This window comes from Streptomyces sp. NPDC051104 (assembly GCF_040682835.1).
Taxonomy (GTDB): Bacteria; Actinomycetota; Actinomycetes; order Streptomycetales; family Streptomycetaceae; genus Streptomyces; species Streptomyces cynarae.
In genome coordinates this window covers 170,393-195,611 of the sequence record NZ_JBFBBS010000005.1, presented here as the reverse complement: position 1 = coordinate 195,611, position 25,219 = coordinate 170,393, and the positions used below count along the sequence as shown (strand labels likewise).

Below are 25,219 nucleotides of genomic sequence, written 5' to 3'. Positions count from 1 at the left end.
GATGGGCGTTGGCAGCGCCGCACTGCTGGCGGGCATCTTCGTCGGCATGGGGATCGCCAAGCACTGACGGCCCTCTCGCCTTACCGGGATCCGCCCCTTGGTGGTGCGCATCGGACCCCGTTGGGCCGTGGCCTGCGGGTACGTCGCGTGCGCAGATTCCGTCAATGTCGGAGCGGCCTCAACCACCACCCACCCCAGCTCCCATCCCGTCCGCCGTCGACCCACACACCGTGGAGCGGGCGTGGTCCATGGCGTCCAGGTGGAGCGCGCCACTGTACGAACGACCTGGACGCCATGGACCGCGTCTGCTCGGCTCTGCCTGGGTCGATGGCGGACGGGATGGGAGCTCCCCACGCACGCCCCATCGGACTCGCAGTCGGCGACGGCGCCCCCTCCATCCCGGTGCCGGCCGATCCCCCCACCGCTGTGGTCTTCGTGGCGACCGCGCCCGTGCCGAAACTGGTCAGCCAGAAGACCGGTGAGCGGGCCGTGGACCGGGAGACCGGTGCGGGCCTGTCGACGGTGGGTCTGCTGGTCTCGGACGAGGGGGAGGGGAACCTCTACCAGGTGACCGTGCCGGAGACCGGCATCCCGGAGGGGCTCGTGCCGGGCATGCCGGTGCGGGTGGTCGGGCTCAAGGCCCGTGACTGGGAGAACGAGTTCAACGGCCAGAAGCGGCACGGGATCTCGTTCCGCGCGGTCGCGATCACCGCGGCGGCCTGACCTGAAGCTCGGCAAGCTCCAGGACCAGGAGCGCAACGGCGTCCCGGTGCCGTCCCGCTCCTGGACGGTCGGCGAGTGGCTGACCTACTGGCTTGAGCACATCGTGGAGCCGGAGCGCGAGCACAACACGTACGTGAAGTACGAGTCGAAGATCCGGCTGTACCTGCTGCCGCATCTCGGCAAGAAACCCTTGGTGAAGCTCACGCCTGCCCAGCTCCGCACGTTCATGGCCACGCTGAAGCGTGAGAAGGTCGGCGCGGCTACCCGCTTCGAGGTGCTCCGCGTCCTCCGGAACGCGCTCAACCGGGCCATCCGTGAGGAGCTGCTGACGCGCAACGTCGCGTTGCTGGTCGACATGCCCAAGGTCACCAAGGACAAGGGCAAGGCGTGGAGCGCGCGTGAGGCGATCACGTTCCTTCGCTCGGTCCGCGCACACCGCCTCTACGCGGCCTGCGTCCTCGTCCTGGTCCTCGGCCTCCGCCGCAGTGAGGTCCTCGGCCTGCGCTGGCAGGACATCGACTTCGAGGCGCGCCAGTTCACCCCGGTCAAGCAGGTGCAGCGGGTCAAGGGCGTCGGCCTGGTCCTCAAAGACCTCAAGACCGAGTCCTCACAGGCGGTGCTCCCTCTGCCGGAGTTCTGCGCCCGGGCCTTGGAGGAGCGGCGAGAGCTGCAAGAGCTGGAACGGAAGATCGCCGGTGATCACTGGTCGCAGGAGCCTGACCATGACCTGATCTTCTCGTCGGAGCATGGCGGCATGATCGACCCGGTGGGCTTCTCCCGGACCTTCGATCGACTCGTGAAGCGGGCCGGTGTGCGCCGGATCACGGTCCGGCTCGCCCGGCACACCTGCGGGACCCTGCTCGCCTTCCTGAAGGTCCACCCCAAGGTGGCCCAGGCGATCCTCCGGCACAGCCAGATCAGCATGACCATGGACGTCTACACGCATGTGGTCGGCGACAGTGAGCGGGAAGCTGTCGCGATGCTCGCCGAGCTGCTGGAAGATCCGCTGATCGGCTGACCGTCGCTGTTGGTGTCAACCGTTGGTGTCAAAACACCCCCGGCCCTAGTGGACCGGGGGTGTTTTCGCTGGTGGGGCTAACAGGATTTGAACCTGTGGCCTCATCCTTATCAGGGATGCGCTCTAACCAACTGAGCTATAGCCCCGCCGCGCTCTGCGGTGTGTCTCCCGCGCGCTGACCCCTGAAGATTAGCGCACCAGGTGGGAAGTCCCAAAATCGATACCGGGCGGGCGGGCTCCCGAGCCCCGAGAGAGCGCGAGGGCGGTGTCTACTCGTCCTCCGCCAGCGTCAGTTCGATGCCGCCCACGAAACCGGCCGAGAGGTTGTAGATGAAGGCGCCGAGCGTCGAGAGGGCCGTCGCCAGGACGACGTCGATGACCGCGATGATCGTGGTGAACATCAGGACGCGCGGCAGGGACAGGAACGATTGCAGGTCGAAGCCGTTCGACTCGTTCGAGCCGGTGGCCTCCGAGATCGTGCCGCCGACCGTGGAGAAGACGCCCATCGCGTCCATGACCATCCACAGCACCGCGGCGGCCACGATCGTGCAGATGCCGAGCGCGATGGAGAGCAGGAAGCTGACCTTCATCACCGACCACGGGTCTGCCTTGGCCACGCGCAGGCGTGCCTTGCGGGTGCGGGGCATCGTGCCCGCCCCGGTGCGGGGGCGGCGTACGGCACCGGCCGGGGCCTGCGGCGGGTAGGCCTGCGGCGGGTGGTAGGGGCCCGCGGGCTGCTGCTGCCGACGCTCTCCGGGCAGCGGCGACGCGGCCGGCTGTGCGCCCGGGGCGGGCTGCGCGGCGGCGGCCGAGCCGGAGCCGGGCTGCTGCTGCGAGTCGGTCGCGGGCGGCTTGACCGCCTTCAGATTCGTCGTGTGCGGATCTGTCGCCTCCGCGGCGGAGCCACGGCCGCCGCCGTCCGTGTTCATACCGGTCGATCCGGCGCCGGTGGCTCCGCTCACGCTGACTCACTCCTCGTGCTACTCGGCCGAGGGCGCCTCACCCTCGTCCGTGCCGGTGGTCGCGGCACCTTCCGCGGTCTCGTCCACGGCCACGTCGCCGTCGACTTCCTCCGCCTCGCGTCCCGCCTCGGCGTTACGTGCGATACCGACCACGGCATCGCGCTTGCCCAGGTTGATCAGTTGGACGCCCATGGTGTCACGGCCCGTCTCCCTGATCTCATTGACCCGCGTACGGATCACACCGCCGGACAGTGTGATGGCGAGGATCTCGTCGGTCTCCTCGACCACCAGCGCGCCGACGAGCGAGCCGCGGTCCTCCACGATCTTGGCGGCCTTGATACCGAGGCCGCCGCGGCCCTGGACGCGGTACTCGTCGACGGCGGTCCGCTTCGCGTACCCACCGTCGGTGGCAGTGAACACGAACGTACCCGGTCGAACAACATTCATCGAGAGCAGTTCGTCGCCCTCACGGAAACTCATGCCCTTGACACCCGAGGTGGCGCGGCCCATCGGGCGCAGGGACTCGTCGGTCGCCGTGAACCGGATCGACTGTGCCTTCTTGCTGATCAGAAGCAGATCATCGTCGGGCGAGACCAGTTCGGCCCCGATCAGTTCGTCGTCGGAACCGTCCACCGTCTCGCGGAGGTTGATCGCGATGACACCGCCGGAACGGGGCGAATCGTAATCCTTCAGAGGCGTCTTCTTGACCAGGCCGCCCTTGGTGGCGAGCACCAGGTAGGGAGCGGCCTCGTAGTCGCGGATCGCGAGGATCTCGGCGATCGCCTCGTCCGGCTGGAAGGCCAGCAGGTTCGCCACGTGCTGGCCGCGCGCGTCCCGGCCGGCGTCGGGCAGCTCGTAGGCCTTGGCGCGGTAGACGCGGCCCTTGTTGGTGAAGAACAGCAGCCAGTGGTGCGTGGTCGACACGAAGAAGTGGTCGACGATGTCGTCTTCCTTGAGCTTCGTGCCGCGCACGCCCTTGCCGCCGCGCTTCTGGGCGCGGTAGTCGTCGGTCTTGGTGCGCTTGATGTAGCCGCCGCGGGTGACCGTGACGACGATGTCCTCCTCGGCGATCAGGTCCTCGATGGACATGTCGCCCTCGTACGGGATCAGCTTGGTCTTCCGGTCGTCGCCGTACTTCTCGACGATCGCGGCCAGTTCCTCGCTGACGATCCCGCGCTGGCGGACCGGGGAGGCGAGGATCTGGTTGTACTCGTTGATCTTCGCCTGGAGCTCGTCGTGCTCCTGGACGATCTTCTGGCGCTCCAGGGCGGCCAGGCGCCGCAGCTGCATCTCGAGGATGGCGTTGGCCTGGATGTCGTCGATCTCGAGCAGGTCCATCAGGCCCTCACGCGCGATCTCGACGGTCTGGCTGGCCCGGATCAGGGCGATGACCTCGTCGATGGCGTCCAGGGCCTTCAGCAGGCCGCGCAGGATGTGCGCGCGCTCCTCGGCCTTGCGCAGCCGGAAGCGCGTACGGCGGACGACGACCTCGATCTGGTGCGTCACCCAGTGGCGGATGAACGCGTCCAGGGACAGGGTGCGCGGCACGCCGTCGACGAGCGCCAGCATGTTCGCGCCGAAGTTCGTCTGCAGGTCGGTGTGCTTGTAGAGGTTGTTCAGGACGACCTTGGCGACCGCGTCCCGCTTCAGGACGATGACCAGGCGCTGGCCGGTACGTGACGACGTCTCGTCGCGGACGTCCGCGATGCCGCCGATCTTGCCGTCCTTCACCAGGTCGGCGATCTTCTGCGCGAGGTTGTCCGGGTTGACCTGGTAGGGCAGCTCGGTGACCACCAGGCACTGGCGGTTCTGGATCTCCTCGACCTCGACGACCGCGCGCATGGTGATCGAGCCGCGGCCGGTGCGGTAGGCCTCCTCGATGCCCTTGCGGCCCACGACGAGCGCGCCGGTCGGGAAGTCGGGGCCCTTGATGCGCTCCATGAGCGCTTCCAGCAGCTCCTCGTGGGAGGCCTCGGGGTTCTCCAGGTACCACTGGGCGCCGGCCGCGACCTCGCGCAGGTTGTGCGGCGGGATGTTGGTCGCCATGCCGACCGCGATACCGGCCGAGCCGTTGATCAGCAGGTTCGGGAAGCGGGACGGAAGGACCGTCGGCTCCTGGGAGCGGCCGTCGTAGTTGTCCGTGAAGTCGACGGTCTCCTCGTCGATGTCACGGACCATCTCCATGGACAGCGGCGCCATCTTGCACTCGGTGTAGCGCATCGCCGCCGCCGGGTCGTTGCCCGGGGAGCCGAAGTTGCCGTTGGAGTCCACCAGCGGCATCCGCATCGACCACGGCTGCGCCAGGCGGACCAGCGCGTCGTAGATCGAGGAGTCGCCGTGCGGGTGGTAGTTGCCCATGACGTCGCCGACGACGCGGGCGCACTTGTAGAAACCGCGCTCGGGCCGGTAGCCGCCGTCGTACATCGCGTACAGGACGCGGCGGTGCACGGGCTTGAGACCGTCGCGTACGTCCGGCAGCGCGCGCGAGACGATGACGGACATCGCGTAGTCGAGGTACGAGCGCTGCATCTCCGTCTCGAGCCCGACGGGCTCGACGCGCAGGCTGCTCTCGCCGCCCTCTTCAGGCGTCACAGGCATGTTCTCGTCGGTCATTGCTGGTGAGGTCCTTCCTGGTGCGGTCAGCTGAGACCGACTCAGATGTCGAGGAAGCGGACGTCCTTGGCGTTGCGCTGGATGAACGCGCGCCGCGCCTCGACGTCCTCGCCCATCAGGACCGAGAACAGGTCGTCGGCCTGGGCGGCGTCGTCGAGAGTGACCTGGCCGAGGACGCGGTGCTCCTGGTCCATGGTCGTGATGCGCAGCTCCTCGGCGTTCATCTCGCCGAGGCCCTTGAAGCGCTGGATCGAGTCCTCACGGACCCGCTTGCCGCGCTGCCGGCCCATCTCGATCAGCGCGTCGCGTTCGCGGTCCGAGTACGCGTACTCGATGTCGTCCCGGCCCCACTTGATCTTGTACAGCGGAGGACGGGAGAGGTACACGTGCCCCGCCTCGACCAGCGGCCGCATGAAGCGGAACAGGAAGGTCAGCAGGAGGGTGCTGATGTGCTGGCCGTCCACGTCGGCGTCCGCCATCAGGATGATCTTGTGATAGCGGAGCTTCTCGATGTCGAAGTCCTCGTGCACACCCGTCCCGAAGGCGGAGATCAGCGCCTGGATCTCCTGGTTCTGCAGGATCTTGTCGATCCTGGCCTTCTCGACGTTCAGGATCTTGCCGCGGATCGGGAGGATCGCCTGGTACTGCGGATTGCGGCCGGACTTGGCCGAGCCGCCGGCGGAGTCACCCTCGACGATGAAGATCTCGCACTTGGCCGGGTCGTTGGACTGGCAGTCGGCCAGCTTGCCGGGCAGCGACGCCGACTCCAGCAGACCCTTTCGGCGGGTCAGGTCACGGGCCTTGCGGGCCGCCACGCGCGCGGTGGCCGCCTGGATGCCCTTGCGGATGATGTCCGCGGCCTCGACCGGGTTGCGGTCCAGCCAGTCGTTGAGGTGCTCGTAGACCGCCTTCTGCACGAAGGTCTTGGCCTCCGTGTTGCCCAGCTTGGTCTTCGTCTGGCCCTCGAACTGAGGCTCGCTCAGCTTGACCGAGATGATCGCCGTCAGACCCTCACGGATGTCGTCACCGGTGAGGTTGTCGTCCTTCTCCCGCAGCAGCTTCTTGTCGCGCGCGTACTTGTTGATGAGCGACGTCAGCGCGGCCCGGAAGCCCTCTTCGTGCGTACCGCCCTCGTGCGTGTGGATGATGTTCGCGAAGGAGTACACGCCCTCGGTGTAGCCGCTGTTCCACTGCATGGCGACCTCGAGGGACAGGCTCTTGTTCCTGTCCTCGGCCTCCAGCGAGACGACCGTGGGGTGCACCGCCTCTCCCTTGCGGGAGTTGAGGTACTTCACGAAGTCGACGATGCCGCCCTCGTAGTGGTACGTGACGGTCTTGACCTCGGCCTTCTCGTCCGCACCCGCCTCGTCCGCACCGCTCGTCGCCTTCGCCGACTCGCGCTCGTCGGTGAGCCGGATCGTCAAGCCCTTGTTGAGGAAGGCCATCTCCTGGAAACGCCGGGACAGCGTCTCGAAGGAGTACTCGGTGGTCTCGAAGATCTCCGGGTCGGCCCAGAAGGTGACCGACGTGCCGGTCTCCTCCGTCGCCTCGTGCTTGGCCAGCGGCGCCGTCGGGACGCCCATCTTGTAGTCCTGCGTCCAGCGGTGGCCGTCGGTCTTCACCTCGACGGCGACCTTCGTGGACAGCGCGTTCACGACGGACACACCGACACCGTGCAGACCACCGGAGACGGCGTACCCGCCGCCGCCGAACTTGCCGCCCGCGTGCAGCACGGTCAACACGACCTCGATGGCCGGCTTGCCCTCGGAGGGCACGATGCCCACCGGGATGCCACGACCGTTGTCGACGACGCGCACGCCGCCGTCGGCGAGGATCGTCACGTCGATGGTGTCCGCGTAACCGGCCAGCGCCTCGTCGACCGAGTTGTCGACGACCTCGTACACCAGGTGGTGCAGACCGCGCTCGCCCGTGGAGCCGATGTACATGCCTGGCCGCTTGCGGACCGCGTCCAGCCCTTCGAGCACGGTGATGGCGCTGGCGTCGTAGGACGCAGAGGCCGCGGCAGACTCTGTGGCCTCGGCGTTCACGCCGGCGTCGGTGGACGGGATGTTCTCGTTGGGGTTGCCGGAATCGGCCACGAAGCGCCCTTTCTGGCACAGCACGAGCCGGGCTCCTGGGGGTGCCCCCTTTGGGGGAGGGTTGCCGGAGCGGCTGCGGCATGTTGCGTTGGTAAGCCTTGATCAGCGTTGCTCAGCTTTTCCCGGACAGTCCCCACGGTCGGGGCGGGATTGTCGTCCAGTCTACCGGTAGCGCCGACAGTGATGGGGGTTTGCCGGTACCTGAGTCCGCATGTGCCGCCCTCAACCGGTCTCGCCCGACTCCCCATATGCGGAGCGGGGCTCCAAGAGGCTCTGAGCGGCACTCAGCGCTTCCGGCTGTCAACCCTTGGCTACGTGGGAGTAAGACCGGTCTTCGTGACCGCGTGCGGGCACCCCGAAAGAGCCGTCGCCCCGCTGCCGTCGACGGATTCATGTGATGTCTGTCACCCGTAGGTGTCCCCGGGTCCTGAGCTGCCCGGGGCGCGCAACGAGCCGAAGCGGCGGGCGGGACCGCCGGGGCCCTGGACCTTGATCAGCCGGACCGTGCCGTGCCCCAGGTCCTCGTTGAGCCGCGCCACCAGTTGCGGCGCCAGCAGGCGCAGCTGCGTCGCCCACGCCGTGGAGTCGCACCGCACGACCAGGACCCGCTCGTCCTCGTCGTACGTGTGCGGAACGCAGTGCCGGGCGAGGTCCTCGCCGACGATCTGCGGCCAGCGGCCCATCACACCGCCCACCGCGGCCGGGGTCTCCCAGCCGCGCTCGGCGATCAGCCGGTTGATCGCCGCACCGAGCGACATGGGGTCGCGCCGGTCGCCGCGCGCGCCGGAGCGCAGACCGCCGCTCCGCGCCTGCCTCTTCTGCTGCGCCGCCTCCCCCCGCGCGCGTGCCTGCTCCTTCGCAGCCCGCAGCGCCACGCGCGCGAGGTCCACGCCGGACAGCTCCGGCGACTTCTTCGGTGTGGGCTCGTCGTTGCTCATGCGCGCTCCACAGTGCCGTCGGACACGGAGTACCGCGTCCCCGTCAGTACGTCCGGTACGTCGTCGTCGACCGCGGCGGTCACCAGGACCTGCTCCCCGGGCGCCACCAGCTCCGCCAGCCGCTCGCGCCGACGGCTGTCCAACTCGGCGAAGACGTCGTCGAGGACGAGCACCGGCTCGTTGCCCTCCGCGCGCAGCAGGTCGTACGACGCCAGGCGCAGCGCCAGCGCGTACGACCAGGACTCGCCGTGGGACGCGTACCCCTTCGCGGGCAGCTGACCGAGCTTGAGCAGCAGATCGTCCCGGTGCGGTCCGACCAGGGTGACGCCGCGTTCGATCTCCTGTTTGCGTGCGTCGGCGAGCGCCGCCATCAACTGCTCGTACAGGGCCTCACGCATGTGCGCCTCGCCGGGCGCGGACGGCTTGTACTCCAGGGCGACCGGTCCGCCACCGGGCGCCAGTTGTTCGTACGCCTTGTCGGCGAGCGGCTGGATCGCCGCGATCAGATCGAGGCGCTGGGCGAGCAGTTCGGCGCCCGCGCGCGCGAGGTGCTGGTCCCAGACGTCGAGGGTGGACAGGTCCATGGCGCGGCCGCCGTGACGGCGGGCCAGCGCGGCCGACTTCAGCAGGGTGTTGCGCTGCTTGAGGACCCGGTCGTAGTCGGAACGGACGCCGGCCATGCGCGGGGAACGCGCGGTGATCAGCTCGTCCAGGAAACGGCGCCGCTCGCCCGGGTCGCCCTTGACCAGCGCGAGGTCCTCGGGCGCGAACAGCACCGTCCGTACGATGCCGAGCACGTCCCGGGGCCTGCCCTGCGAGGACCGGTTGATGCGGGCACGGTTGGCCTTGCCGGGGTTCAGTTCCAGCTCGATCAGCTGCTGTCTCTCGCCCTGGCGCACCGCGGCCCGGATGATCGCGCGCTCGGCGCCCACGCGGACGAGGGGGGCGTCGGAGGAGACACGATGGCTGCCGAGGGTGGCGAGATAGCCGACCGCCTCCACGAGGTTCGTCTTGCCCTGGCCGTTCGGGCCGACGAAGGCGGTGACGCCCGGGTCGAGCGGGACTTCGACCCGGGCGTACGAGCGGAAGTCGGCCAGCGACAGATGCGTGACGTGCATGGTCGTTCGCCGACCTCCCCCAGGGTTGTGGACCGCCGTGCGGCCCTGTGGATTACTTCTTCTCTACGGCGTGGCCGCCGAACTGGTTGCGCAGCGCCGCGATCATCTTCATCTGCGGCGAGTCCTCCTGCCGCGAGCTGAAGCGGGCGAACAGGGACGCCGTGATCGCCGGGAGCGGGACGGCGTTGTCGATGGCGGCCTCCACCGTCCAGCGGCCCTCGCCGGAGTCCTCGGCGTAGCCGCGCAGCTTGTCCAGGTGCTCGTCCTCGTCCAGGGCGTTGACCGCGAGGTCGAGCAGCCAGGAGCGGATGACGGTGCCCTCCTGCCAGGAGCGGAAGACCTCGCGGACGTTGTCCACGGACTTGATCTTCTCCAGCAGCTCCCAGCCCTCGGCGTAGGCCTGCATCATCGCGTACTCGATGCCGTTGTGGACCATCTTCGAGAAGTGGCCGGCACCGACCTTGCCCGCGTGGACCGAGCCGTACGGCCCCTCCGGCTTGAGCGCGTCGAAGATCGGCTGCACCTTGGCGATGTTCTCGGGGTCGCCGCCGTACATGAGCGCATAGCCGTTCTGCAGGCCCCACACACCGCCGGAGACGCCGCAGTCGACGAAGCCGATGCCCTTGATGCCGAGTTCGGCGGCGTGCTTCTCGTCGTCCGTCCAGCGGGAGTTGCCGCCGTCCACCACGACATCACCGGGCTCGAGCAGCTCGGCCAGTTCGTCGATCGTCGACTGGGTCGGGGCACCGGCCGGAACCATCACCCAGACCACACGCGGACCCTTCAACTTGCCCACAAGTTCTTCCAGGCTGTGGACATCGGCGAGGTCCGCGTTGCGGTCGTATCCGATGACGGTGTGGCCGGCGCGGCGTATCCGCTCGCGCATGTTGCCGCCCATCTTGCCGAGGCCGACGAGACCGAGCTCCATCAGTTGTTCCTTAGGTCGCTGTGTGGCGTGTGGGGCACGTTCGTACCCGTGTCCGAGCCTAAACCCGGACGGTCACGCACAGCTGTGGGCATACGCGCTCATACGTGGTCCCACCTGCGGCTTCCCTGGGGACCCGTGATCCACGGGACCCCAGGGGACTGTGGACGACCGTCAGCCGCTGAGGCGCACCGGCATGATCAGGTACTTGTACGCCTCGTCCGCCTCGGCGTCCATGGCCGGCTTGCCGCCCAGCAGCGCGGGCTTGGTGGACGTCGTGAAGGACAGCTGGGCCACCGGGGAGTCGATCGCGCTCAGGCCGTCCAGCAGGAAGGTCGGGTTGAAGGCGATCGAGATGTCGTCGCCCTCCAGCTGGGCGTCGACCCTTTCCACAGCCTGTGCGTCGTCACTGGAACCGGCCTCCAGGATCAGCACGCCCTGCTCGAAGCTCAGCCGCACCGGGGTGTTGCGCTCGGCGACCAGCGCCACGCGCTTGACGGCCTCCACGAAGGGGGCGGTCTCCAGGGTGGCGACCGAGTTGAACTCCGTCGGGAACAGCGTGCGGTACTTCGGCAGGTCGCCCTCCAGGAGGCGGGTCGTCGTCCGCCGCCCGGCGCCCTCGAAACCGATCAGGCCCTCGCCCGCGCCCGAGCCGGACAGCGCCAGGGTCACGCTGTCACCGCTGGTCAGCGCCTTGGCGGTGTCCAGGAGCGTCTTGGCGGGCACCAGGGCGACCGCGGACGCCTCCGGGTTCTCCGGCTTCCACAGGAACTCGCGGACCGCGAAGCGGTAGCGGTCGGTGGAGGCCAGCGTGACCGTGTCGCCCTCGATCTCGATGCGCACACCGGTCAGCACGGGCAGCGTGTCGTCACGGCCGGCGGCGATCGCGACCTGCTGCACGGCGGAGGCGAAGACCTCGCCGGGGACCGTGCCCGTCGCGTTCGGCATCTGCGGCAGCGCCGGGTACTCCTCCACAGGCAGTGTGTGCAGGGTGAACCGGGAGGAGCCGCAGACCACCGTCGCCCGTACACCGTCTGTGGAAATCTCCACCGGACGGTTGGGGAGGGCGCGGGAGATGTCGGCGAGGAGGCGGCCGGAGACGAGGACCGTGCCCTCCTCCTCGACCTCCGCCTCCACGGACACACGCGCGGAGACCTCGTAGTCGAAGCTGGACAGGCTCAACTGGCCGTCCTCGGCCCTCAGCAGCAGGCCGGCGAGGACAGGCGCCGGCGGACGGGCCGGGAGGCTGCGCGCCGCCCAGGCCACTGCCTCCGCGAGTACGTCGCGTTCCACCCGGATCTTCACCGTAAGCCGCCTCCTGCTGTTGCCGGCGCTCTCGCCCTGCCTGGCCTTCGTCGTCTGACTCGGTGTCGTGGGTCCCGGTGAGGGGAAGGACACCGGGGACCAGTCTGACGCACCCCACTGACAGTAGGTGCCTCTCGGGGTCAAGTCGTGACGAGGGGCAGTCGGGAGCCGGAGGGCGAGTTGTGCACAGACCCCGCTTCCAAGCTAATTCCCCGGTCTTTCTAGTTGGGAGTAGTAGTAGGGCCTGTGGAAACCGTGGATAACCGCGTTGTCCCAGGTCGGAGGCGGCATTTTGTCCACGGGGCCTGTGGGCGCAGCCCGTGGACAACCAGGGGTCTCTGTGGAGAACGGAAAGTTCTGCACACGCCGTGCACAGCCTCGGGGCACTTCTCCCCAGTGCCGTCCCCAGCTCTACCCGTCTTTCCCACAGGGCAACCCAGCACCTTGGTGTGACGCCTTTCACTCCGGTCGGTGAGGAGGCGCGCCGCGTTGCCGAACAGTGGACAGGACTGTGGAGAAGCTGGGGATCACTGGGGACAACCCGCCTCGGCCTGTGGGTTGCCGGTGGACAACTCCGTGCACAGCCTGTGGATCTTCTCCTCGTCCACAGACTGTGGAGACTCCCCGTCCACGAATCCACAGGCCGGTGAGCTGGCCTGATGGTTCTTCTCCCGCAGCCCCTGTGGATGCGATCTGGACAACTCCGCGGTCCCCAGGATGTGGACGGAAGAAAGTCACCGGATCTGTGGAGAGTGGCCGTAACGCGGCAGGTAATCGAACAGCGGCTGTCGTAGGGCGCCCGTGGACCGGGGCGCGGGCAGGCCGACCTGAGCACGACGGGAACGCAAAAGGCGCCCCGGGACCTTGCCCCAGGGCGCCTGCGAAGGCGTAGGACCGTCCGAGCCGGCCCGTGCCGACCGCGTCAGCCGTTCTTGATGCGGTTCGTCAGTTCCGTCACCTGGTTGTAGATGGAGCGCCGCTCGGCCATCAGCGCGCGAATCTTGCGGTCGGCGTGCATGACCGTCGTGTGGTCGCGGCCCCCGAACTGCGCGCCGATCTTCGGCAGCGACAGATCGGTCAGCTCACGGCACAGGTACATCGCGATCTGCCGTGCGGTCACCAGGGCGCGGCCGCGCGAGGTGCCGCACAGGTCCTCCACCGTCAGCCCGAAGTAGTCGGCGGTGGCCGCCATGATGGCCGTCGCGGTGATCTCGGGGGCCGTGTCCTCGCCGCCCGGGATCAGGTCCTTGAGCACGATCTCCGTCAGGCCCAGGTCCACGGGCTGCCGGTTGAGCGACGCGAACGCCGTCACCCGGATCAGCGCACCCTCCAGCTCGCGGATGTTGCGCGAGATCCGGGAGGCGATGAACTCCAGCACCTCCGGAGGCGCGTTCAGCTGCTCCTGTACCGCCTTCTTGCGCAGGATCGCGATGCGCGTCTCCAGCTCCGGCGGCTGGACGTCGGTGATCAGCCCCCACTCGAAGCGGTTGCGCAGCCGGTCCTCCAGGGTGACCAGCTGCTTGGGCGGCCGGTCAGAGGAGAGCACGATCTGCTTGTTGGCGTTGTGGAGGGTGTTGAAGGTGTGGAAGAACTCCTCCTGCGTCGACTCCTTCTGCGCCAGGAACTGGATGTCGTCGACGAGCAGGATGTCCATGTCGCGGTAGCGCTTGCGGAAGGCATCCGCCTTGCCGTCGCGGATGGAGTTGATGAACTCGTTCGTGAACTCCTCGGAGCTCACGTACCGCACGCGTGTGCCGGGGTACAGGCTGCGCGCGTAGTGCCCGATCGCGTGCAGCAGGTGGGTCTTGCCGAGCCCCGACTCCCCGTAGATGAACAGGGGGTTGTAGGCCTTGGCGGGTGCCTCGGCGACGGCGACGGCGGCGGCGTGCGCGAAGCGGTTCGAGGCACCGATCACGAACGTGTCGAAGAGGTACTTGGGGTTCAGGCGCGCGGTGGGCTCGCCCGGCCCGGTCGCCGGCGCGGGCTGCGCGGCCAGCGGACCGGGGGCGCCGGTCGTGGGCAGGTTCGGGCCGACCGGGCCCCCTCTGTGCACATGGCCGTTGCCGGAGGGCGGCTCCGGGATCTCGCGGCGGTCGGGCCGCTGCTGGTCGTAGTCGGGGCGACCGCCGTCGTACTCCGGGCGCCCACTCTCGTAATCCGGGCGCCCGCCGTCGTAGTCGGGTCGTCCGCCGTCGTAATCCGAGCGCTGCTGCTCGTACGGCGACCGGTCCAGCGACTGCGCGCGGTAGTCCGGTGTCGCGTACGGGTCGCGCTCGGGAAAGCCGAGCCGCTGCTGCTGCCAGCCGTAGTCGTCCTGGGCGGGGCGCGGCCAGGCGCCGGGCTCGGGGCGCTGGTACTCGCCCGGGTACGCAGGCCGGGCGGCCGGGAGCTGGTCGCCGGGACGCTGGTCGGGGCGGCCGGCGCGGTGATCGCGGTGATCGCCGGCGCGGTGGCGGCCGTACCCCTCGTAGCCGCCGCCGTCATATGCGTCGCGGCCCTGCGGAGAGGGCAGCTCGGGCTCCTCGTAGCGCGACTGGGCGGGCGGCTCGCCCGCGGAGTCGTCGACGGTGATCGCGATACGGATCGGGCGGCCGCACTCACGGCTCAGCGTCTCGCTGACGATCGGCGCCAGCCGGCCCTCGAGGACACCCTTCGCGAACTCGTTCGGAACGGCGAGCAGGGCGGTGTCGGCCACCAGCGCCAGCGGCTGGCAGCGCCTGATCCAGTGCTCGTCCTTCGCCTCGACCCCCGGCCCGTGGCCCTCGCCGAGGAGCTGCTCGAGTACTCGCGGCCACACTGCGGCAAGATCGGCGGGTACGTCAGCCACAGGGCACGCTCTCTCACAGGTCCCACGAACGTGTGGTTGCGGGACGGGTCGGGATGTGAATCGGTTCGGTCAGGTCGGGAGCAAAACTGCTCGGGCAGGGATAAGGGAACGAATCGGAGTCCAGTCACGGTAGTCAGGGCGGCCCGTGCGGTTCAAGTTGTTGTCCCCAGCCTGTGGACAAGTGTCCCCGACCGGCCACCGGTTTGACCGGATGGCGCAGCCCCGCGTACCGTAACCAGGTCGAGTTGTCGATGGCTGCTGCCGCCTGCCTCCGATGGGCACAGATCACGTACCAGTGTGCCGACCAGGGCACATTTCGGTGATCGGGAAGCGGTGCACTCGGGCGTAATGCGAGCTACTCGTGGGCGCACGGTGACAGCCAGGCGACACCCCGCCACCCACCGAATCATTACTGGAGCCCCCGAGTGAGCAAGCGCACCTTCCAGCCGAACAACCGTCGTCGCGCGAAGACCCACGGCTTCCGGCTGCGTATGCGCACCCGTGCCGGCCGCGCCATCCTGGCGTCCCGCCGCAGCAAGGGTCGCGCCCGCCTGTCCGCCTGATCGCGTACAGGTCATGACGTGCTGCCTACCGAGCATCGGCTGAGGCGGCGCGAGGACTTCGCGACCGCGGTACGCCGAGGACGCCGGGCCGGACGCCCGCTTCTCGTCGTCCACCTGCGTAGCGGTGCCACGGACCCGCACGCGCCTGGGGAGAGCGCTCCCCCGACGCGTGCGGGTTTCGTCGTGAGCAAGGCCGTGGGCGGAGCGGTCGTTCGCAACAAGGTGAAGCGCAGGCTTCGCCATCTGATGCGTGACCGAGTGGCCCTGTTGCCCCCCGGTAGCCTGGTAGTCGTACGAGCGCTGCCCGGTGCGGGTGACGCCGACCATGCACAGCTGACCCGAGACCTGGATGCCGCTCTCCAGCGGCTGCTGGGAGGAGGGGGCGCGCGATGAAGTACCCGCTGCTGGCTCTGATCAAGCTGTACCAGTGGACGATCAGTCCGCTGCTCGGGCCCGTGTGCAAGTACTACCCGTCCTGTTCCCACTACGGCTACACGGCCATCGACCGGCACGGTGCGATCAAGGGCACGGCACTGACCGCCTGGCGCATCCTGCGGTGCAATCCGTGGTCGCTAGGCGGTGTGGACCATGTTCCGCCGCGCAAGCGCCCGCGGTGGCACGAAATGCTGCGTGACGCCTGGCGTGCACGCAAGGGCGGGCCCTCCGCCGCCGAACCGGCCACCGAGGGGGATTTCCCTTCGAGCCCGGCCGCAGAGACCTCGTCCCATGCCCAAGGAGCATGATTAGTGGACACGATTGCCAGCCTCTTCAGCTTCATCACCACACCCGTTTCCTGGGTCATCGTCCAGTTCCACAAGGTGTACGGCGCGATCTTCGGCGCCGACACCGGCTGGGCCTGGGGCCTGTCCATCGTGTCCCTGGTGATCCTTATCCGTATCTGCCTGATCCCGCTCTTCGTGAAGCAGATCAAGGCGACCCGGGCCATGCAGACGCTCCAGCCCGAGATGAAGAAGATCCAGGAGCGCTACAAGAACGACAAGCAGCGTCAGTCCGAAGAGATGATGAAGCTGTACAAGGAGTCGGGCACCAACCCGCTCTCCTCGTGCCTTCCCATCCTGGCGCAGTCCCCGTTCTTCTTCGCCCTTTACCACGTGCTCAACGGCATCGCGACGGGCAAGACGATCGGTGTCATCAACGACACGCTGCTTGCCAGCGCCCGTAAGGCGCACATCGTCGGCGCCCCGCTGGCCGCGAAGTTCACGGACGGCTCCGGCAAGGTCGCCCAGCTCGGCGCCTCGCTGACCGATGTCCGGGTCGTCACCGCGGTCATGATCGTCCTGATGTCTGCGTCGCAGTTCTACACGCAGCGCCAGCTGATGACGAAGAACGTCGACACGACGGTGAAGACGCCGTTCATGCAGCAGCAGAAGATGCTGATGTACGTCTTCCCGGTCATGTTCGCCGTCTTCGGCATCAATTTCCCGGTCGGTGTCCTCGTCTACTGGCTGACCACCAACGTGTGGACCATGGGCCAGCAGATGTATGTCATCCACAACAACCCGACCCCGGGCTCCAAGGCCCAGGCGGCCTACCTGGAGCGCCTGAGCAAGCACGTCACGCACCACGGCAAGGTCCGTCGCCGCAGCGAGAAGACCATCGTCAAGGCGATCGTCGCCAAGGGCCGGGACCGCAACGAGTTCGAGCGCAAGTTCATCAACGCCCTGAACAAGGCCGGCCTCGCGGCCCAGCCCGACGGCACCGTGGTGAAGAGCGAGGTCACGGCTGTCGCCACCGCCGAGGACGGTACGACGACGGTCGCCGGTACTGCCGCCCCGAAGCGTCAGCAGCCCAAGCGGCAGAGCAAGGCGCAGCGTCAGTCCGGTAGTGCCAAGCCGGCCGGGGGCTCCGAGTCAGAGACCTCCTCGCCGTCGCTGGAGAAGGCCGATGAGCCGCAGGACGCCAAGCCGGCCGGTGCCGCCAAGAAGGCGACGCAGCAGCCCGGCAGTGGCACCCGTAGCCGGGCCCAGTCCGGCCAGCGCAAGGGTCCGCAGCGGCCCAAGTCCCCGTCCAAGAAGTAAGAAGGAGTCCATCCCGTGACGGAAGGCACCACCTCCGCCGCTGCCGAGGGTGCAGACACCCTGACCCGCCTGGAGCAGGAGGGTGAGATCGCGGCGGACTACCTCGAGGGTCTGCTGGACATCGCCGATCTCGACGGCGACATCGACATGGACGTCGAGGGCGACCGCGCGTCCGTCTCGATCATCAGCGACACGGGCAGCCGTGACCTGCTGAAGCTGGTCGGCCGTGACGGTGAGGTGCTGGAGGCGCTCCAGGAGCTCACGCGCCTGGCCGTGCACCGGGAGACCGGCGACCGCAGCCGCCTGATGCTCGACATCGCGGGCTTCCGTGCCAAGAAGCGCGCCGAGCTCTCGGAGCTCGGCGCCAAGGCGGCGGCAGAGGTCAAGAGCACCGGGGAGCCCGTGAAGCTCAAGCCGATGACGCCGTTCGAGCGCAAGGTGGTGCACGACGCGGTCAAGTCCGCGGGCCTGCGCAGCGAGTCCGAGGGCGAGGAGCCGCAGCGCTTCGTCGTCGTGCTGCCCGCCTGAATCGGTCCGTACGTCTCTCCGGCCCCGTCTGTAGCGCAGGCGGGGCCGAACTTTGTCAGCCTGGTAGTTCTGGTGATCGGCGCTGGTCGCGCTGATGCGGTACGGAAGGACGGTCCCCGTGACGGAGGCAGCGGAGCTCCCCCCTGTGCCCGAACAGGCACGTGACGTATTCGGTGATCGCTTCGCGGATGCGGTCCGGTACGCCGAGCTGCTGGCAGAGGCAGGCGTGCAACGAGGGCTGATCGGCCCGCGCGAGGTGCCCCGCCTCTGGGAGAGGCACCTGCTGAACTGCGCGGTGCTCTCGGAGGTCGTCCCCGAAGGGGTGACGGTGTGCGACGTCGGCTCGGGTGCCGGCCTGCCCGGTATTCCCCTGGCGCTCGTCCGGGGCGACCTGAAGATCACGCTGCTCGAGCCGCTGCTGCGGCGCACCAATTTCCTCACGGAGGTCGTCGAGCTGCTCGGCCTTGATCATGTGACCGTCGTTCGCGGTCGCGCCGAGGAGGTCATGGGCAAGATTCCGCCGGTCCATGTCGTGACCGCGCGAGCGGTGGCTCCGCTGGACCGTCTGGCCACCTGGGGCATTCCGCTGCTGCGTCCCTACGGGGAGATGCTGGCCCTCAAGGGCGACACCGCGGAAGAGGAACTGAAGAGTGCGGCCACCGCTCTGGCCAAGCTCGGTGCGGTCGAGACGTCCATCCTCCATGTAGGGGAGGGCATCGTGGACCCGCTGTCGACCGTCGTGCGGGTCGAGGTCGGGGAGAGCCCCGGTGGGGTGCGGTTCGCAGCCAAGCGGGCTAAAGCGGCCCGGACGGGGCGGGCACGCCGACGTCGTTGATCTGGCGGTTGTCTGATCTGGTCTGAGTGTGGGCTGTACGCCACACAAGCTGCCAAACCTACGCATCTCGGAGTGTCGCGGAGGCCCGACGGCAACTGCTGTGCATCGTGTTTCACGTGAAACGTCGCTCACTGCTGCACGGCATCATCAGTCGCGGCCGGGCCGCGGCCGAACCCCGCGATCGTAAGCCTCTCGGATCTCTCGGAAAGCGGTCCACTCATAGCGTGGTACCCCCCGTGGAGGGTACGGAGTTGTCCACAGAGGTGGATTTCTCCACAGAAGACCAGACCTCACTGGTTCACAACCCCGAAGGCATGGGAGGCTCTGTTCATTGCGAGCCTGATGTCGAGGAGAGTGAATCCTTGCGGTCCGACGCCAACATCGCGGGACCGATGACCGATCCGGTCCCCGGTCCCCGTACCGAGTCGATGGGGGAGGATGTTTCACGTGAAACACCGCCCCCGATGGACGACACTCCCATCGGTCGTGCTGCCCAACTTGCGGTGGAGGCACTGGGTCGTGCCGGCGAGGGGCTGCCGCGACCCGAGCAGACCCGGGTCATTGTGGTCGCCAACCAGAAGGGTGGCGTGGGTAAGACGACGACGACCGTCAATCTCGCCGCTTCCCTCGCCCTGCATGGCGCCCGCGTCCTGGTGATCGACCTGGACCCGCAGGGCAATGCTTCCACCGCGCTGGGGATCGACCACCATGCCGAAGTCCCGTCCATCTATGACGTGTTGGTCGAGAGCAAGCCGCTCGCGGAGGTCGTCCAGCCCGTCCCTGACGTGGAAGGCCTCTTCTGCGCTCCTGCCACGATCGACCTCGCGGGTGCGGAGATCGAGCTGGTGTCCCTGGTGGCCCGGGAGAGTCGACTGCAGCGGGCGATCCAAGCCTATGAGCAGCCGTTGGACTACATCCTCATCGACTGCCCGCCCTCTCTTGGCCTGTTGACGGTCAACGCCCTGGTCGCCGGACGGGAGGTGCTCATCCCGATCCAATGCGAGTACTACGCACTGGAGGGTCTGGGCCAGCTGCTTCGCAATGTCGACCTGGTGCGGGGGCACCTCAACCCGGCCCTGCATGTGTCGACCATCCTGCTCACCATGTATGACGGCCGCACACGCCTGGCATCTCAGGTCGCGGAAGAGGTGCGCAACCACTTCGGCAACGAGGTACTGAGGACTAGCATTCCTCGCTCGGTCCGTATTTCCGAGGCGCCGAGCTATGGACAGACGGTGCTGACCTACGATCCAGGATCGAGCGGTGCCCTCTCGTATCTTGAGGCGGCACGTGAAATCGCGCTGAAGGGTGTCGGCGTCCACTACGACGCACAGCACGCCCATGTCGGCGCGCAGACGGAACAGAGCATGGTGGAGGGGATTCAGTGAGCGAGCGACGGAGGGGGTTGGGCCGTGGTCTCGGCGCGCTGATCCCTGCTGCCCCAACAGGGGACAAGGCGACGGCTCAGGGGACGGTGGGCGGCGGTGCACCTGCCTCACCGGCGGCGGCGCCTGTCCTGACGACGGACCGGGGAGTGGCGGCCGCGAAGGTGGCCACGCTGTCGACTGTTTCACGTGAAACCGAGGACACGTCCGTGCAGGGCGCGGTGGAGACGACCGCGCCGCCGATCGGTGCCCACTTCGCCGAGCTGCCCCTCGACACCATCACTCCGAATCCGCGGCAGCCCCGTGAGGTGTTCGATGAGGACGCCCTCGCCGAACTCGTCACCTCCATCAAGGAGGTCGGCCTTCTCCAGCCGATCGTGGTGCGTCAGGTGGGCCCTGCGCGCTACGAGCTCATCATGGGCGAGCGGCGCTGGCGGGCCTGCCGTGAGGCCGGCCTGGAGGCCATCCCGGCGATCGTGCGAGCCACGGACGACGAGAAGCTGCTGCTGGACGCCCTCCTGGAGAACCTGCACCGAGCGCAGCTGAACCCGCTGGAAGAGGCAGCCGCCTATGACCAGCTCCTCAGAGACTTCAACTGCACCCACGACCAGTTGGCCGACCGCATCGGCCGGTCACGTCCCCAGGTGTCCAACACCCTGCGGCTGCTGAAGCTGTCGCCGGCGGTGCAGCGCCGGGTGGCCGCCGGGGTGCTCTCCGCGGGGCACGCGCGGGCGCTGCTGTCCGTGGAGGACTCGGAGGAGCAGGACCGGCTGGCGCACCGCATCGTGGCCGAGGGGCTGTCCGTGCGGGCCGTCGAGGAGATCGTCACGCTCATGGGATCCCGGCCGCGCAGTGCCCCGCGTTCCAAGGGGCCACGCGCCGGTGCCCGGGTTTCCCCGGCGCTCAGTGACCTGGCGACGCGGCTCTCGGATCGCTTCGAAACCCGGGTGAAGGTCGACCTCGGACAGAAGAAGGGCAAGATCACCGTCGAGTTCGCCTCGATGGAGGATCTGGAGCGGATCCTCAGCACGCTTGCCCCGGGCGAGGGGCCGGTCCTGCACAAGGGCCCGCAGGACGGCGACGCCGAGGAGCCGGAGGACTGAGCCTTCCGGCTGAAGCCGGTCGCGGATCGGCGATCCTCCGGGTGGGCCGTGTCCGGTGTGTACCGGAACACGGCCCGCTCTTTGCTTTCAGGCAGTATCGATCGAATCACCAACGTGGATACGATGCGTTCGGGTATGGCGCATCCACCTGACGGCACCTTGATCGGGGAGGCGGGGGCCATGCGAACCATGAGCCGTACCGGACTGGTGACCGCGGGCCTGAGTGTGGGAGCGGTCGGCGGGTTCGTCGGCAGCCTGCTCAGGGAGCGGAGCGCTCTGACAGCCGCCCGCAGTGCTGCGGGCGAAGGAAGCGAGGAACTGCCTTCATGGGGCGTCGGCTCGTACCGCTCACGCTGGACAACCTTCCGGACCTTCCCAAGCGCTGTCGCGCGTGTGTCTTCTGGGAACTGGACCCCGTCAGCGGAGAGGCGGCGGTAAAGGCCGGCACGTCCGCGCTCGAGAAGGAGGCCTGGATCTCCGCCGTCCTGCTGGACTGGGGCTCGTGCGGCCGGGTGGTCTACGTGGACGACGTCCCGGTGGGCTTCGTGCTGTACGCGCCACCTGCATATGTCCCGCGTTCCACGGCCTTCCCCACGAGCCCGGTGTCACCGGACGCGGTCCAGCTGATGACCGCCTTCATCATGCCCGGTTACCAGGGCCAGGGGCTTGGCCGGGTGATGGTCCAGACGGTCGCCAAGGATCTGCTGCGCCGGGGCTTCAAGGCGATCGAGGTCTTCGGCGACGCACGCTGGAAGGAACCAGCGTGCCTGCTGCCCGCCGACCATCTGCTGGCCGTGGGATTCAAGACGGTACGGCCGCACCCGACGTACCCCCGGCTCAGGCTGGAACTGCGCTCGACGCTCTCCTGGAAGGAAGACGTCGAGCTGGCGTTGGACCGTCTGCTGGGAGCCGTACAGAAAGAGCCGGCACTGCGGCCTCTGTAGCCGGGCTCATGCGTAGGGGCCGACCCCTCAAGGTCGGCCCCTACGTGTTTCACGTGAAACATCGCCACCTGACTCGTCGGCCGCGCTCGTCGGCCTGGCTCGGCGGCCTCGCCGTCTACTCGGCGATGAAGTCCTCGAGGTCGCGAACGATCGCGGCCTTCGGCTTGGCACCGACGATGGTCTTCGCGACCTCGCCACCCTGGTAGACGTTCAGGGTCGGGATCGACATGACGCCGTACTTGGCGGCCGTCGCCGGGTTCTCGTCGATGTTGAGCTTGACGACCTCGATCTTTTCGCCGTACTCGGCGGCGATCGCCTCGAGCGACGGGGCGATCTGGCGGCAGGGGCCGCACCAAGCAGCCCAGAAGTCCACCAGGACGGGCTTGTCGCTCTTGAGGACGTCCTCCTCGAAGGAGGCGTCGGTCACGTTCTTCAGGGTGCCTGCCACAGCGGGCTCCTTACCTCGGTGATGCGATGGGCGAAACGGGGGGTCAGACGGTGGTCTTCTCGGGCTCGGCCTGCTGTTCGCTGTCCGCGAGGGCGGCGAGGTAGCGCTCGGCGTCCAGGGCGGCGGAGCAGCCCGTGCCGGCGGCGGTGATCGCCTGGCGGTAGGTGTGGTCGACGACGTCGCCCGCGCCGAAGACACCGGTCAGGTTGGTGCGGGTCGAGGGGGCGTCCACCTTGAGGTAGCCCTCCTCGTCGAGGTCGAGCTGGCCCTTGAACAGCTCGGTGCGCGGGTCGTGCCCGATCGCGATGAACAGGCCGGTCACCGGCAGCTCGGTAAGCTCCCCGGTCTTCAGATTTCGCAGCGTCAGGCGCTCGAGCTTGGGGTTGCCCTTGATCTCGGCGACCTCGCTGTCCCACACGAACTTGATCTTCGAGTCGGCGAAGGCGCGGTCCTGCATCGCCTTCGAGGCCCGCAGGGTGTCACGACGGTGGACGATGGTGACGGACTTGGCGAAGCGCGAAAGGAAGGTGGCCTCCTCCATCGCGGTGTCGCCGCCGCCGATCACGGCGATGTCCTGGTCCTTGAAGAAGAAGCCGTCACAGGTGGCGCACCAGGAGACTCCGCGGCCGGAGAGGGCGTCCTCGTTCGGCAGGCCCAGTTTGCGGTGCTGGGAGCCTGTGGCGACGATGACGGCCTTCGCCTTGTGCACCGTGCCCGCGGTGTCCGTGACGGTCTTGATCTCACCGGTGAGGTCGACGGAGACGATGTCGTCCGGAACCAGCTCGGCACCGAAGCGCTCGGCCTGCGCGCGCATGTTGTCCATGAGCTCGGGGCCCATGATGCCGTCCTGGAAACCGGGGAAGTTCTCGACGTCGGTCGTGTTCATGAGCGCACCACCCGCGGTGACAGCGCCCTCGAACACCAGTGGCTTCAGCGACGCGCGCGCGGTGTAGAGCGCCGCCGTGTAACCGGCGGGCCCGGAGCCGATGATGATCACGTTACGGACGTCGCTCACGGCTTGATTCCTCGTCTCTGGAGACTGCTGCTGCCTACTGCCGGTGGGAGCCTCGCTCGGCGCTCTCACCCCACCCAACGGATCCTAAGGGGCCCGCATTCCCGGTGTGTCCGGGCACACGGAGACACGGCACCGCACAGAGTTCCCAATGACACCCGGGTAGGAACCGGTCCGGGGCGCGAGACTTCAGGAGCGGACGTACGAGTGCGTCAGCAGCACCTTGCCGGGGGACCCCGAGGCCTGCTTCAGGCAGGCCGCGTCGACGATGTAGGCCGTGACCTTCGTGCTGTCGGAGGCGTCGGGGGTGACGAGGAGATAGACGAGGGTCCCGTGGTACACGCCCTTGTCGGCGGCGAGGACGCTCTCGTTGGCGGTGATGGCCTGCTGTACGCAGGTCGGCACGTTGACAGTGGTGTCCTGGAACGTCTTGTTCGGCCGCATGCCGGAAGACCCGGTCGTGCCGGGGTCGGACTGGACGCCCCAGGGCTTGGCGCCGGCGGAGCCGCCCTCGTCCGTCTTCCCGGCGAGCAGGTTGGTGACCTGGCTCTGCAGCGTGCCTTCGGAGTAGGTGTGCGCGGCGTCGGTGTGTTGCGGCGTGGCTGTGGTGTTCTTCCCCGTGTCGCCGCCCAGCGTCTGCACCAGCAGGACACCCAAACCCACGGCCGCAGCTGTGAAGACGGCGGCCACGGCGACGGTCCTGCGGCGGCCGCGACGGGTGCGGCCCGGTCCGGTGGCCGCACGGGCGTGGCCCCAAGGGCGGTCAGCGGCGGAAGAGGGCGCTGTTTCACGTGAAACATGCGCGATGAGTTCGGCGGAATCGGCATCAGCGCTCTCGGGTGCCGACATTGGTTCCGCGACGTCCGGCAGCGCCTCCGCGGCGAGCGCGGCATTGATACGGCTCGCCACATCGTCGGGCATGGGCGGCGGGCCCGGAATCGTGCCGAGGAGTCCTCGGATCTCTTCCAGGGAGTCGTACACGTCCGCACACAGGGGGCACTCGTCCAGATGCCGCCGCACGTCCTCGACACGGGAGGGTGGCAGAAGACCTTCGCTGAGGTCGGAGAGCTCCTCGACGTCCGGGTGCCCGGCCATATCGGTCGTGGATGTCACGCTCGCCCACCTCCGCCCTTCACAACAGCTGAATCGCTTGGCCCTGCATCATGTGGTCGTGCTGGGGGTGGGACGGATGCCCCCTGAGCCCGGTTCCGTCCGGTGCCCGACTTCTTGACGTCCCCGCCGCCCTCCGCGCGCAGATGGGTGAGCAGCGGCAGCAGTCTGGCTCTGCCGCGGGCACAGCGGCTCTTCACCGTGCCCGTCGGCACATCGAGGATGCGGGCGGCCTCCGCGACCGGGTAGCCCTGCATATCCACGAGGACGAGGGCGGCACGCTGGTCCGGGGGCAGGGTCCCCAGAGCCTTCAGCAGCTGGCGGTGCAGATCATTCCGCTCGGCCGGCGCCGAGGCCGACTCATGCGGCTCCAGGAGCTGCTCCAGCCGCTCGGTGTCGTCCACGGGCGATGTCTTCCTGGAGGCCGCCTTACGGGCGCGGTCCAGGCACGCGTTCACCGTGATCCGGTGCAACCAGGTCGTGACGGCGGACTGGCCCCGAAACGTATGGGCCGCCCGGTAGGCAGAAACCAGAGCGTCCTGAACGGCGTCGGCGGCCTCCTCACGGTCCCCCAGCGTCCGCAGCGCCACGGCCCACAGCCGGTCGCGGTGCCGGCGGACGATCTCACCGAAGGCGTCGGGGTCGCCCTCTACGTGACGGGCGAGGAGGTCCTGATCGCTTGCATCGTCGTATGCGGTGCCATCCGCCATCGGACCCCCTCCCC

23 protein-coding genes and 1 tRNA gene are annotated in these 25,219 nt (G+C 68.3%); 11 read left to right on the top strand and 13 right to left on the bottom strand.

What is annotated here, in order from left to right; translation table 11 throughout:
- Window positions 1-339: 339 nt before the first annotated feature.
- Complete coding sequence (locus AB0N14_RS10675) at window positions 340-723, top strand: hypothetical protein (RefSeq protein ID WP_366025297.1); 384 nt, start codon at window positions 340-342, stop codon at window positions 721-723.
- A gap of 46 nt (window positions 724-769) precedes the next feature.
- On the top strand, window positions 770-1,741 hold the full coding sequence (locus tag AB0N14_RS10670) for a site-specific integrase (protein ID WP_366025296.1): 972 nt from the start codon (window positions 770-772) through the stop codon (window positions 1,739-1,741).
- 69 nt (window positions 1,742-1,810) lie between these two features.
- Here the strand turns inward: AB0N14_RS10670 and AB0N14_RS10665 are convergent.
- The 9 genes from AB0N14_RS10665 to dnaA form a co-directional block, all read right to left on the bottom strand.
- Window positions 1,811-1,887 (bottom strand) — tRNA-Ile (locus AB0N14_RS10665).
- A gap of 123 nt (window positions 1,888-2,010) precedes the next feature.
- On the bottom strand, window positions 2,011-2,703 hold the full coding sequence (locus AB0N14_RS10660) for a DUF3566 domain-containing protein (protein WP_366025295.1): 693 nt from the start codon (window positions 2,701-2,703) through the stop codon (window positions 2,011-2,013).
- 18 nt (window positions 2,704-2,721) lie between these two features.
- Window positions 2,722-5,316 (bottom strand): DNA gyrase subunit A, encoded by a 2,595-nt coding sequence (gyrA, locus tag AB0N14_RS10655; protein WP_366025294.1) that lies wholly within the window; start codon window positions 5,314-5,316, stop codon window positions 2,722-2,724.
- Between the two features lie 41 nt (window positions 5,317-5,357).
- Window positions 5,358-7,439, bottom strand: a complete 2,082-nt coding sequence (gyrB, locus tag AB0N14_RS10650) for a DNA topoisomerase (ATP-hydrolyzing) subunit B (protein ID WP_366025293.1) — start codon at window positions 7,437-7,439, stop codon at window positions 5,358-5,360.
- A gap of 380 nt (window positions 7,440-7,819) precedes the next feature.
- On the bottom strand, window positions 7,820-8,353 hold the full coding sequence (locus AB0N14_RS10645; RefSeq protein WP_366025292.1) for a DciA family protein: 534 nt from the start codon (window positions 8,351-8,353) through the stop codon (window positions 7,820-7,822).
- Window positions 8,350-9,471, bottom strand: a complete 1,122-nt coding sequence (recF, locus tag AB0N14_RS10640; RefSeq protein WP_366025291.1) for a DNA replication/repair protein RecF — start codon at window positions 9,469-9,471, stop codon at window positions 8,350-8,352. Before recF ends, AB0N14_RS10645 begins: the two co-directional genes overlap by 4 nt.
- A 52-nt stretch (window positions 9,472-9,523) precedes the next feature.
- Window positions 9,524-10,399 carry a phosphogluconate dehydrogenase (NAD(+)-dependent, decarboxylating) gene (gnd, locus tag AB0N14_RS10635; protein ID WP_366025290.1) on the bottom strand — a complete coding sequence of 292 codons (876 nt, stop codon included), beginning with the start codon at window positions 10,397-10,399 and terminating at the stop codon, window positions 9,524-9,526.
- A gap of 171 nt (window positions 10,400-10,570) precedes the next feature.
- Window positions 10,571-11,701, bottom strand: coding sequence for a DNA polymerase III subunit beta (gene dnaN / locus AB0N14_RS10630; RefSeq protein ID WP_366025289.1), 1,131 nt, complete (start codon window positions 11,699-11,701; stop codon window positions 10,571-10,573).
- A 922-nt stretch (window positions 11,702-12,623) separates the two neighbouring features.
- Complete coding sequence (dnaA, locus tag AB0N14_RS10625; RefSeq protein WP_366025288.1) at window positions 12,624-14,528, bottom strand: chromosomal replication initiator protein DnaA; 1,905 nt, start codon at window positions 14,526-14,528, stop codon at window positions 12,624-12,626.
- A 425-nt stretch (window positions 14,529-14,953) separates the two neighbouring features.
- On the opposite strand from dnaA, the gene rpmH reads away from it, so the two are divergent.
- The 9 genes from rpmH (at window position 14,954) to AB0N14_RS10580 (ending at window position 21,925) form a co-directional block, all read left to right on the top strand.
- Window positions 14,954-15,091, top strand: a complete 138-nt coding sequence (gene rpmH, locus AB0N14_RS10620) for a 50S ribosomal protein L34 (RefSeq protein ID WP_003956500.1) — start codon at window positions 14,954-14,956, stop codon at window positions 15,089-15,091.
- 18 nt (window positions 15,092-15,109) lie between these two features.
- Window positions 15,110-15,484 carry a ribonuclease P protein component gene (gene rnpA / locus AB0N14_RS10615; protein WP_366025287.1) on the top strand — a complete coding sequence of 125 codons (375 nt, stop codon included), beginning with the start codon at window positions 15,110-15,112 and terminating at the stop codon, window positions 15,482-15,484.
- Window positions 15,481-15,834, top strand: coding sequence for a membrane protein insertion efficiency factor YidD (yidD, locus tag AB0N14_RS10610; RefSeq protein ID WP_366025286.1), 354 nt, complete (start codon window positions 15,481-15,483; stop codon window positions 15,832-15,834). The genes rnpA and yidD overlap by 4 nt, the downstream gene beginning before the upstream one ends.
- A gap of 3 nt (window positions 15,835-15,837) precedes the next feature.
- On the top strand, window positions 15,838-17,130 hold the full coding sequence (yidC, locus tag AB0N14_RS10605; RefSeq protein WP_366025285.1) for a membrane protein insertase YidC: 1,293 nt from the start codon (window positions 15,838-15,840) through the stop codon (window positions 17,128-17,130).
- Between the two features lie 15 nt (window positions 17,131-17,145).
- The gene (locus tag AB0N14_RS10600; RefSeq protein WP_366025284.1) at window positions 17,146-17,658 is read left to right on the top strand and encodes a R3H domain-containing nucleic acid-binding protein; all 513 of its coding nucleotides are present in this window, start codon (window positions 17,146-17,148) and stop codon (window positions 17,656-17,658) included.
- Between the two features lie 118 nt (window positions 17,659-17,776).
- Window positions 17,777-18,493 carry a 16S rRNA (guanine(527)-N(7))-methyltransferase RsmG gene (rsmG, locus tag AB0N14_RS10595; protein WP_366025283.1) on the top strand — a complete coding sequence of 239 codons (717 nt, stop codon included), beginning with the start codon at window positions 17,777-17,779 and terminating at the stop codon, window positions 18,491-18,493.
- A gap of 314 nt (window positions 18,494-18,807) precedes the next feature.
- Window positions 18,808-19,881, top strand: coding sequence for a ParA family protein (locus AB0N14_RS10590; protein WP_366025400.1), 1,074 nt, complete (start codon window positions 18,808-18,810; stop codon window positions 19,879-19,881).
- On the top strand, window positions 19,878-20,981 hold the full coding sequence (locus AB0N14_RS10585; RefSeq protein WP_366025282.1) for a ParB/RepB/Spo0J family partition protein: 1,104 nt from the start codon (window positions 19,878-19,880) through the stop codon (window positions 20,979-20,981). The genes AB0N14_RS10590 and AB0N14_RS10585 overlap by 4 nt, the downstream gene beginning before the upstream one ends.
- Window positions 20,982-21,307: 326 nt before the next feature.
- Window positions 21,308-21,925 carry a GNAT family N-acetyltransferase gene (locus AB0N14_RS10580; protein ID WP_366025281.1) on the top strand — a complete coding sequence of 206 codons (618 nt, stop codon included), beginning with the start codon at window positions 21,308-21,310 and terminating at the stop codon, window positions 21,923-21,925.
- A gap of 115 nt (window positions 21,926-22,040) precedes the next feature.
- Here the strand turns inward: AB0N14_RS10580 and trxA are convergent, their stop codons facing one another.
- From trxA to sigM, 4 genes are all read right to left on the bottom strand, one after another.
- Window positions 22,041-22,373 (bottom strand): thioredoxin, encoded by a 333-nt coding sequence (trxA, locus tag AB0N14_RS10575; RefSeq protein WP_103837288.1) that lies wholly within the window; start codon window positions 22,371-22,373, stop codon window positions 22,041-22,043.
- A 43-nt stretch (window positions 22,374-22,416) separates the two neighbouring features.
- The gene (trxB, locus tag AB0N14_RS10570) at window positions 22,417-23,388 is read right to left on the bottom strand and encodes a thioredoxin-disulfide reductase (protein ID WP_366025280.1); all 972 of its coding nucleotides are present in this window, start codon (window positions 23,386-23,388) and stop codon (window positions 22,417-22,419) included.
- Between the two features lie 186 nt (window positions 23,389-23,574).
- On the bottom strand, window positions 23,575-24,498 hold the full coding sequence (locus AB0N14_RS10565) for a hypothetical protein (RefSeq protein ID WP_366025279.1): 924 nt from the start codon (window positions 24,496-24,498) through the stop codon (window positions 23,575-23,577).
- Window positions 24,495-25,205, bottom strand: a complete 711-nt coding sequence (sigM, locus tag AB0N14_RS10560) for an RNA polymerase sigma factor SigM (RefSeq protein ID WP_366025278.1) — start codon at window positions 25,203-25,205, stop codon at window positions 24,495-24,497. Before sigM ends, AB0N14_RS10565 begins: the two co-directional genes overlap by 4 nt.
- Window positions 25,206-25,219: the final 14 nt, after the last annotated feature.